The sequence below is a fragment of the Pararcticibacter amylolyticus genome, assembly GCF_003130405.1.
Classification (GTDB): Bacteria; Bacteroidota; Bacteroidia; order Sphingobacteriales; family Sphingobacteriaceae; genus Arcticibacter; species Arcticibacter amylolyticus.
Map to the genome: position 1 here is coordinate 1 of NZ_QEAS01000017.1, position 8,678 is coordinate 8,678.

Sequence of the window (8,678 nt, forward strand, 5' to 3'; positions counted from 1 at the left end):
CTATGACCGGAAGGGCTTTTAACCAGGCGCTGTCGGAGCGGCGGTAGCCTTCTTTCATGAACTGATCGGTCTGTGCCTTAATTTCTGCCGGAATATCGGGGTACTGCGCGTGGGCGGAGAATGAGCTGATACCCGTAAGCGGTAACGCAAATAAAAGTCTTGCTAGTGATGATTTAATGTGAATCCTTTTCATTTAACTGTATATAAAAACGGGTTTATATAGTATAAAGGAATGCTTTAATCCTGAAAACAGGAACAGATTGGAGATGCATCCGGATATTTGCCTGACGGAACAGGAAAATATCCGGATGAACAGGACTGCTATTGATCCAGCCAGACTTTAAAAAGTGGTGTCCTCTGGCTGCTGACAATGACTTCTTCATCAAGCGGGGGCTGAAGCACAAGCTTTAACCTGCCTTTGAAGTGAGGATGAATCTCCTTCGCTGCGTCAATATGTATGATCAGGCTCCTGTTGACGTGAAAGAAGGATGCGGGATTAAGAAGCTGGATAAGATCGTCAAGAGAGTAATCAACGGGAAAACTGTGATCGTCCCTGGTTACCAGGAAAGTTAGTTTATCGCGGGAATGGAAATAAGCTATATCGCTGGTCTTTACGGCTTTTATACGATTGCCGATCTTCACCATAAAACGCGACTTGTAACTGGTATCCTTTTGTCCGATGAGGTTCATCAGGCCACTCATCATATCACTGTCGAAGCCTGGCAGCCGGGACCGACCCAGATTCTTTAATTTATTGAGGCTGTTTTCAAGCCGCTGGTATTGTACAGGTTTCAGCAAATACCCTATACTATTGACTTCAAATGCCTGAAGTGCGTACTGATCATAAGCAGTGCAAAATATGACCGGGCATTTCACTTCCGCCTTCTTGAAAATTTCAAAAGAAAGCCCGTCAGCGAGATGTATATCCATGAAGATCAGATCGGGTGCCTTATGCGACTGAAGCCATTCAACCGTTGAATCTACTGAATTGAGAGCGTCCAGAACTTCTATATCTTTATCATACTCAAGCAAAAGATTTTCCAATCTCTCTACAGCGGGGGCTTCATCTTCAACAATCAGAACTTGCATCTAACAAACGGTGGCTATTCAACAATTTCAAGTAACGGCAAACTAACGATAAAAAATGATTCCTCCTGCCGGATAATTAAATTTTCTGAAGAGAGGTACTCATATCTGCGGCGGATATTATCAAGCCCGGTCCCTCCTGCCCTTCCGGGAGCAGCTTCTTTGGGCCGGTATGTATTTTTAACCGTAAGCCAGCGTTCGTTTTCTATAAGGACCTGGATCATAAACGGCCCTTCCCCAGAGATCTTATTATGTTTTAATGCATTTTCTATCAGCATTTGCAGTGACAATGGCGGAATATACAAAGAATCTGAAATGGTTGAAGAAACAGGCATTTCTATCTGTAGCTGATCCCCAAAGCGCTTTTCAAGTAAATAAACATACGCTTCAATAAATTCCAGTTCGGTACTTAAAGCAACCAATTCTTCTTTTTTATACTCCAGGACATAACGGTAAACATCTGCAAACTTGTCGAGAAAATCCTGGGCAGTACGGGGGGCTTTTTCAATGAGAGACGACAGGACATTGAGATTATTGAAGAGAAAATGAGGATCAAGCTGCATTCTTAGCGAATTGAGTTGCGTACGAAGATTTTCCTCACGCAGCTGATCGGATTGCAGATGTGCCTTTTTCCATTGACTGACAAAATAGATGCTGAAATTAACAGCCAGGACCGGGATGATGAAAAGCAGGCCGTAAACATTCAGCACAAAAAACTGGGCCGGATCGGGAGCCGTCAGTGAAGTCTGGACCTTAAACAGATAATACGTACCGTTGATACAGAGTAGAGAATAGAAACAACTGATCAGTATCTGCAGGAAAAAACGTTTCGATATGTTCTGTAACCAGGGAAGACGGGCATCGAGATAGTTGAATATGCATTTATTTCCGGTCCATAAGAGGAAGACGATGGTTACAATCCACAGTAAAGAAACAAGATAATAAAGCTCCAGCCCGCTTCTCATCAAATAAAAAATGCTGGTAACCGAAAGTATCAGAATGATCAGGCCTAATAAAAGAAGACCTTTTCTTTCGTTTTTCCGCCTGGTTTTATTCTCACTCCCTCTCATTTTCATCTGAAACTAATGCCGGCAACATCTCCCCAGGAAATATACTGATACTTTGAATTAGCCAGCCAGATGATCAGTCCCCAGTTTTGCGACGAAACATCATGGTGGTCTGCGAGAACCAGGCTCTTTCCATTTCTGAGCTGGACCCGTGACTGATTGTCGTTAAGGCGGACCATGGCCGCAATATTAAGGAAAGGAATCTGGTAGCGAATGTTGTTACCTGTGCCTTCCAGTAACTCAAAATCCCACTCTTCGTCGAGATCGAATGAACAATTGCCTCTCACTATTTTTCCCTCTGTAGTTCTGACATTTGCGTAAATCCTCCGGGGCGCAGAAAAAGAAGCATAGCTAACGGTGTCGGGAGGATCAGTAAAAACAACTGACTTAAACGCCCCCCATTCAACTATTGAGCTGCCCAGGTCGGGACTCGATACCACAATTCCCCTGCTCGCCGCACTTACATCCCGGGTGTTATACATAAATACCTGCTTACCCGAATTGAATGTTACGATAGCGCCTTTATCCTTCTTGGCAATCTTTTTAATATCCCAGAATTTTATCCCGGCTATCACTTCTTCATTTTTCCCGTAAAGGGTTTGCGATGAAAGGTTTTTACTCTGATCCCAGCGTATATATCCCGTCACCGGCCCGCTCATGGTATAAACCGTGCCATATAGTGGCTTGCGTTTCCAGCTTACCGCGCTATAGTCACTCATCCTGAAATTTATCCTGCTGATCTGATTCCACGGAATGGTTCTCGCTGCGGCACTATATACTTCTATACTTTTAACGGGGCCACCGTCCTGTCCTGTTATCGTCACCCTGGATTTTGAACGGTTTCTGTAATAAACCTGCGCATCTGCCGGCCCGGTGAGATGTACGGAAACAATATCGCCAAAACGGCATAATATTTCCGTTTGCCTTTCAGGAAGCTTATCTTTCCAGAGATTCATGAACTGCCAGTCGAGAGACGGATCTTCTGCCTGTCCGCTCAACTTTTCAAGCTCCTCCTTATTAAGATATTTCAGCAAAGATGTGTTGTTCTTGTAAGCAACAAAGACGTCAGTCCAGAGCATCTGCCCGTCATGCCATTTGATAATACCGGACACCGTTTCTTTATTTTTCAAAACGACATCCGCATATATAAAATTCATGCTCTGCCCACGGGCAACGAAAATACCGTGAGCAAACACAAAGATCAGAATAGCAAAACGAATGTTTTTAGTCATCTTCACAGACTTGATATACAAAGGCCTTCAAGTTATGAGTTTGAATGTTTGCAATCAAATTAAACCGGCTGAAACGAGACAAGGAGGGGCTGAAGCGGGAGAAAGACCTACCAGAGAGCCGGCGCCAGGCAAATATCCGTCGGCCCTTTCCTTTTTGTCATCTCCCTGCTATCCGCTCACAGGGCCGTTGAAACGGCTGTCTACTTTGAAACCGTAGGCCCGTAGACAACCAGTTTTCCGTTGTCGAGTACCTTCATTTTGTCTATGAATACCAGACGCTCATGCCCGGTGGCAGCGGTACGTCCATGATAAACACAAAGCATTTCCTTTCCATCGGGAGAACGGGTAATACTATTATGACCGGTACCAGTAACTTCGCCATTTTTCTGCAATACCGGGTTATTTGCGGCTTTAGTAAATGGTCCCAGCGGTGATTTGGAAGTAGCATAGCCGACTGCATAGTGTTGACCATCAAAGTTATTGGCAGAATACATCATATAGTAGGTACTTTTATTTTTGAAGATAAAAGATCCTTCCGTCCAGCGCCTGTTAGCCTCGTGAGCGGTAACAGACCGGCTTTCCCATTCTTCTTTTGCCATCTTAACCGGAGGCCGCAATAACAAAACCGGCTTCCCGATAACTCCGCTCAGATCAGGTTTCAGCTCTACTCCATAAACCCAGCTTTCCTCTATTTCGTTATACCAGCCTTTCTTTTTAGCCCATTCGGCGACTTCGCTCTTTACGGGATGTTTGTAGCAGCATCTGGAGTAATAGAGATAGGTCTTCCCGTTTTCAAACAAAACGTTCGCGTCAATGATGGGATACCCGGGATCAAAGATCGGAGCATTTTTCATGTCTGTAAACGGCCCTGCGGGAGAATCCGAGATGGCTACTCCAATCTTAAAGTTTTCTTTTTCGTTGGTAGGGTTATGTTTCCACTGAGCGCTGTAGAAGAGATAATATTTTCCGTTACGCTTATATACCTCCGGCGCCCAAAAAGCGTCTATCCCCCATCCATTCTTATTAGTACTATGATACACCTGTCCTACCCGATCCCAGTTTTTAAGATCAGTAGAGGAGTAAGCGACAAAGCCTTTATCCGCGCCGCCGCCAGTTCCGTACATATAGTATTTATTGTCATCCTTTAATACAAAAGGGTCCCCCAAAGCTACCTTCTGAGGATTATTATAAGCAGAACTGTCTTTTACAGATGTGCTGTGTGAACCTGCGTAAACATTAGTATGCAGAACTGCACACACCAGAAGAGATAAACATATCGTGATTTGTTTCATAATGTATAATTAGTCAGAAAGCGGAAAAATAAATCGATTTATTCGAATTACGGAATATTTATGTAAAATTTTAAAAACTTTACAAAGACAATTCTTTACCACAAACAAAAAAGCCCGTCTCGCTTGAGATGGGCTTTTTTGTTTGTGGTATCAGCTGGAATCGAACCAGCGACACAAGGATTTTCAGTCCTTTGCTCTACCAACTGAGCTATGATACCATTCCGTTGTTGGGACTGCAAAAATAGAGTTTTTTATTAATCTGTCAAGCTTATTTGTAAAATCTCTTAAATAAGGCTGAATGAGAGGGATTTGCAGCGGTCATTGCGAAGCATTTTGGAGGAAGATTGGGAACACATATTAAAACAGGAGATAACAAAAGGCTTTATTGCACCCTCGCTCTGATGCTTGCATAACAAAGCGGTTCCGTTCCGCTCTCCTCTATGGGCTGACCGGCTTTCGTCGTCTGGTTACCGGAGGAATGAGAAAGAGGTGTCCCTGTATTGCTAATTAATGACAGAACAATACCTTACTGCTTTTCGGATGTTCACAGCACTTATTCAAACATGGATTTTTCCGGCATTTGAAAGGTTAAAAGAAGATCGGGAATATTTGTAGAAGAAGGAGACCTGGACGTCTTACTGTCATGTAAGATGTCCAGGAAATTTGTTGTGGGAATTACTGGGTTCGAACCAGTGACCCCTACCTTGTCGAGGTAGTGCTCTAAACCAGCTGAGCTAAACTCCCTGTTTGCTGCTTACCGAAGAAGCGACAGCTTCCCGGAAGAGGATGCAAATATATCAATAGAAACAGATGATTAGTAATATTTTGTTTTTTTATTTGAGCACCCGGCCATAATCAATCACGCAGGAGGCCTTTATCACCCGTTATTTCCGAAACTTAAAAAAGACAGGCGGAGCTATTTTATGAGTGAGGTCACCGCTGGCTTGATTCTAAAAGGACAGGCCACGCAGATGCCGTTTTGAAAAAGAAAAACCGGGCTTACGGCAATCGACAGGTGTCTTGTGTCCCTGCCATAACCACCAACCCTGCGATGACGCAGAACCCCGGATACCATTAAAAAAGAGGATTTAAAGAAATGATATCGGTTCTAAAGCAAGAATGCCGCTGGTTAGCGGCATTCTTTTTTGGTGGTATCAGCTGGAATCGAACCAGCGACACAAGGATTTTCAGTCCTTTGCTCTACCAACTGAGCTATGATACCATTCCCTTTTGTTGGGACTGCAAAAATAGAGCCTTTTTCGGGATAAAAAAACATTTTTAAAAAAAAGCGTATTCTGAGCCGGAAAGAGAATGGTTTCTGCCATACAGATACCGCACGGAAAAACTCTAAATCAGTTAGTTAACTAGCCTTAGCCAAAGAGGACGGAGCAGATCGTGTTGCATCCTGTTTTTTACAATGAAAGTACATGTACCACGTTGCAGGATGGATACTGACCACAGGAAATTAGTAACTTTGCAAAATGGAAATGTCTGAAAACTCAAGAATCTGGATCTACCAGGCTAACAGGCCTTTTAGCGATGAGGAAAACAAGCATGCAATACAGGTTTTGAATGACTTCACAGCAGGATGGCACGCTCACGAACATAAATTAGCAGCTGCGGCTGAAATCAGGTATAACCGGTTTATCATTCTGATGGTGGATGAATCTGTTGCCGGAGCAAGCGGCTGTTCTATTGATAAATTATCTAAAGTAATCCGGGAACTTGAGCAGGAATTTAAAGTTAACCTGTTCGATCGCTTTAATATGGCGTACAAGGGAGGGGATGAAGTAATCTCATGCAGCAAAGAAGAATTTGAAAAGCTGCTTCAGGAAGGTGTCATTAACGATGATACGATCGTTTTTAACAATACGGTCCAAAGGAAAAAAGAACTGGAAACAAGCTGGGAAATTCCCTTCAGTGAAAGCTGGCACCCTCGTTTTTTCCAGATCCATGCCTCATAATATAATCGATCTGCATTATACAGCTTCAACAGATATCATAGATGGCGTAATGATTATTCGAAGGAAAGTTTTTTCCCTATAATGCGCATATTCCGCCTGATCAGCGCGGCTTTATAGTTGATATATTTCGTGGGGTTAGAGGGTTGCCAGCGGCGGGGATTGGGCAAAACAGCAATCAGCAATGCAGCCTGCCTTTTGGTTAACTTTTCTGCAGGCTTATTGTAATAATGCAATGTAGCGGCTTCAGCGCCATAAATCCCGTCCCCCATCTCTATTACATTCAGGTAGACCTCCAGGATTCGCTGCTTACTCCAGAATATTTCTATCAATATGGTGAAGTACGCTTCGAACCCTTTTCTGATCCATGACCTGCCCGGCCACAGAAAGACATTTTTGGCTGTTTGCTGGCTTATTGTACTTCCTCCCCGCATTGGCTTCCCGGCTTTATTTTTCAGGTACGCTTTCTGAATGGCATTTGCATCAAATCCCCAGTGGTTCATGAATCCGGCATCCTCCCCGGATATGGCAGCACATTTGAGATTGTTTGACAGCTCATCGAAATCGCGCCATTTCTTGTCGAGCTTCCACGTTTTACCTGCAGCCTTACGCTCAAACCCTCTCTGGAGCATAAGCCAGGTAACCGGAGGATCTATGAAACGGTAAACAATGACCCACAATATGGTAACAGCAAAAAAATAAGCTAAAACTTTTTTTACGATTCTGAATATATTGGCAAAGCGAAGAGACGGACCTGATGATTTACCTTTTCTTTTAGATGGCATGACGGTACAAAAATAAAAAGGCACCCTTTAGCAGAGTGCCTTTTTATTAAATATTCTGATAAAAAACTATCTTATTCAGCTACAACTTCAAAAGGAACCTGAACTTTAACTTCTTTATGAAGATTAAGATTGGCAACATACTCACCAATAAATTTAGGTTCAGCTTCAAAAGTGATGCGGCGGCGGTCCACTTCAAAACCTTCTTTCTTCAGGGCATCAGCAACCTGAATAGTGTTTACAGCACCGAAGATCTTTCCTGTTTCACCAGCTTTAGCGCCGATAGTTAATTTTACTCCTTCAAGACGTGCAGCGATTGCAAGAGCATCGTTTTTGATTTTCTCCTGCTTGAACTGTGCCTGCTTCAGGTTTTCAGCAAGTACTTTCTTTGCTGACCCTGTAGCTAAAACAGCGAAGCCTTGTGGAATAAGATAATTACGTCCATAACCTGGCTTAACGTTTACGATATCGTCTTTCTCGCCGAGGTTCTTAATATCTTGTTTTAAAATAATTTCCATTTGCTATACCCTCCGCTTATTTTAATGAGTCAGTAACATAAGGTAAAATACCAATGTGACGGGCACGCTTAACAGCTTGCGCTACTTTACGCTGGAATTTCAGAGAAGTCCCTGTTAAACGACGTGGTAATACTTTACCCTGATCATTGATAAACTTCAAAAGGAAGTTAGCGTCTTTGTAATCAATATACTTGATTCCGTTCTTTTTAAAACGGCAGTATTTTTTACGGGTGTCCTCTACTTTAGGAGCTGTTACGTATTGAATCTGTTCTCTTGCCATTATCCTGCTACCTCCTCATTCGATGTTTCTGGTTTAGCTTTTTTCAGGAAAGCACCGCTATGTTTTTTCGCGTTGTATGCTACAGCATGTTTGTCGAGTGCAACGGTAAGGAAACGCATAACACGCTCATCACGCTTGTATTCAACCTCCAATTTGCTGATTAATTCACCCGGAGCCTTGAATTCTGTTAGGTGATAGTATCCTGTAGTTTTCTTTTCTATAGGATACGCTAGTTTCTTCAAACCCCAATTGTCCTCATGAACAATCTCGGCTCCGTTATCAGTAAGAATGCTGCGGAATTTTGCAATTACCTCTTTTGCAGCATCATCAGATAACAACGGGGTCAGAATGATTACTGTTTCGTACTGTTGCATTTTATTAAATTAATTATCAATTACTTAATCCCTTTAAGGGAGCGCAAATGTAGGAATAAAACCAATAAATACCAAACGTTTATGAT

General features: G+C 42.8%; 9 protein-coding genes, 3 tRNA genes and 1 pseudogene. 1 reads left to right on the forward strand and 12 read right to left on the reverse strand.

Features of this window, described 5'->3' with window-relative positions; translation table 11 throughout:
- The 8 genes and pseudogenes from DDR33_RS18490 to DDR33_RS18525 form a co-directional block, all read right to left on the reverse strand.
- Window positions 1–193, reverse strand: a pseudogene (locus tag DDR33_RS18490) (hypothetical protein); the annotation flags it as partial.
- Between the two features lie 128 nt (window positions 194–321).
- A complete protein-coding gene (locus DDR33_RS18495; RefSeq protein WP_109417298.1) occupies window positions 322–1,089 on the reverse strand; it encodes a LytR/AlgR family response regulator transcription factor in 768 nt (255 codons plus the stop codon).
- A gap of 14 nt (window positions 1,090–1,103) precedes the next feature.
- The gene (locus tag DDR33_RS18500; protein ID WP_238387858.1) at window positions 1,104–2,162 is read right to left on the reverse strand and encodes a sensor histidine kinase; all 1,059 of its coding nucleotides are present in this window, start codon (window positions 2,160–2,162) and stop codon (window positions 1,104–1,106) included.
- Window positions 2,159–3,385, reverse strand: coding sequence for a hypothetical protein (locus DDR33_RS18505; protein ID WP_109417299.1), 1,227 nt, complete (start codon window positions 3,383–3,385; stop codon window positions 2,159–2,161). The genes DDR33_RS18500 and DDR33_RS18505 overlap by 4 nt, the downstream gene beginning before the upstream one ends.
- Window positions 3,386–3,585: 200 nt before the next feature.
- Window positions 3,586–4,677 carry a glycoside hydrolase family 43 protein gene (locus DDR33_RS18510; RefSeq protein ID WP_109417300.1) on the reverse strand — a complete coding sequence of 364 codons (1,092 nt, stop codon included), beginning with the start codon at window positions 4,675–4,677 and terminating at the stop codon, window positions 3,586–3,588.
- 145 nt (window positions 4,678–4,822) lie between these two features.
- Window positions 4,823–4,895: transfer RNA gene (locus DDR33_RS18515), tRNA-Phe, on the reverse strand.
- A gap of 451 nt (window positions 4,896–5,346) precedes the next feature.
- Window positions 5,347–5,421, reverse strand: a tRNA-Val gene (locus DDR33_RS18520).
- A 402-nt stretch (window positions 5,422–5,823) separates the two neighbouring features.
- Window positions 5,824–5,899, reverse strand: a tRNA-Phe gene (locus tag DDR33_RS18525).
- A 265-nt stretch (window positions 5,900–6,164) separates the two neighbouring features.
- On the opposite strand from DDR33_RS18525, the gene DDR33_RS18530 reads away from it, so the two are divergent.
- Complete coding sequence (locus DDR33_RS18530) at window positions 6,165–6,641, forward strand: ABC transporter ATPase (RefSeq protein WP_317047457.1); 477 nt, start codon at window positions 6,165–6,167, stop codon at window positions 6,639–6,641.
- A gap of 53 nt (window positions 6,642–6,694) precedes the next feature.
- On the opposite strand, the gene mtgA is transcribed toward DDR33_RS18530, so the two are convergent.
- The 4 genes from mtgA to rpsF form a co-directional block, all read right to left on the reverse strand.
- Entirely contained in the window at window positions 6,695–7,423 is a 729-nt protein-coding gene (mtgA, locus tag DDR33_RS18535) for a monofunctional biosynthetic peptidoglycan transglycosylase (protein ID WP_109417302.1), read from the reverse strand.
- Window positions 7,424–7,494: 71 nt separating this feature from the next.
- Window positions 7,495–7,938: a 50S ribosomal protein L9 gene (gene rplI / locus DDR33_RS18540; RefSeq protein ID WP_109417303.1), complete on the reverse strand. Its 444-nt coding sequence runs from the start codon at window positions 7,936–7,938 to the stop codon at window positions 7,495–7,497.
- 16 nt (window positions 7,939–7,954) lie between these two features.
- The gene (gene rpsR, locus DDR33_RS18545) at window positions 7,955–8,218 is read right to left on the reverse strand and encodes a 30S ribosomal protein S18 (protein WP_109417304.1); all 264 of its coding nucleotides are present in this window, start codon (window positions 8,216–8,218) and stop codon (window positions 7,955–7,957) included.
- Entirely contained in the window at window positions 8,218–8,592 is a 375-nt protein-coding gene (gene rpsF / locus DDR33_RS18550; RefSeq protein ID WP_109417305.1) for a 30S ribosomal protein S6, read from the reverse strand. Before rpsF ends, rpsR begins: the two co-directional genes overlap by 1 nt.
- Between the last annotated feature and the right edge of the window lie 86 nt (window positions 8,593–8,678).